Below are 910 nucleotides of genomic sequence, written 5' to 3' on the forward strand. Positions count from 1 at the left end.
CCACGGTTCGGGTGGTTAGCATCAGAGGGTTCAGCGTTGGCGCGTACCAGCGGGTACGGGAATATCAACCCGTTGTCCATCGACTACGCCTGTCGGCCTCGCCTTAGGTCCCGACTTACCCTGGGCGGATTAGCCTGCCCCAGGAACCCTTGGTCATCCGGCGCACACGTTTCTCACGTGTGATTCGCTACTCATGCCTGCATTCTCACTCCCACAGCCTCCACCACTCGATCACTCGGCGGCTTCACCGGCTGCAGGACGCTCCCCTACCCACCCCAACCTTTGGTTGGAGTGCCACGGTTTCGGCGGTGTGCTTGAGCCCCGCTACATTGTCGGCGCGGAATCACTTGACCAGTGAGCTATTACGCACTCTTTCAAGGATGGCTGCTTCTAAGCCAACCTCCTGGTTGTCACGGCAACTCCACATCCTTTCCCACTTAGCACACGCTTAGGGGCCTTAACCGATGATCTGGGCTGTTTCCCTCTCGACTACGAAGCTTATCCCCCGCAGTCTCACTGCCACGCTCTCACTTACCGGCATTCGGAGTTTGGCTGACGTCAGTAACCTTGTCGGGCCCATCAGCCATCCAGTAGCTCTACCTCCGGCAAGAAACACGCAACGCTGCACCTAAATGCATTTCGGGGAGAACCAGCTATCACGGAGTTTGATTGGCCTTTCACCCCTAACCACAGGTCATCCCCCAGGTTTTCAACCCTGGTGGGTTCGGGCCTCCACACCGTCTTACCGGCGCTTCACCCTGCCCATGGCTAGATCACCCCGCTTCGGGTCTACAGCATGCGACTAAAAACGCCCTCTTCAGACTCGCTTTCGCTACGGCTACCCGCCACCGGTTAACCTCGCCACACACCATAACTCGCAGGCTCATTCTTCAAAAGGCACGCCATCACG

Annotated in this window: 1 rRNA gene; it reads right to left on the reverse strand. The window is 58.0% G+C overall.

Going from position 1 to position 910, the window contains the following annotated elements:
- Positions 1-910 (reverse strand): 23S ribosomal RNA (locus ACH01S_RS41735); the annotation flags it as partial.

The sequence above is a fragment of the Actinomadura chibensis NBRC 106107 genome (assembly GCF_001552135.1).
GTDB lineage: Bacteria > Actinomycetota > Actinomycetes > Streptosporangiales > Streptosporangiaceae > Spirillospora > Spirillospora chibensis.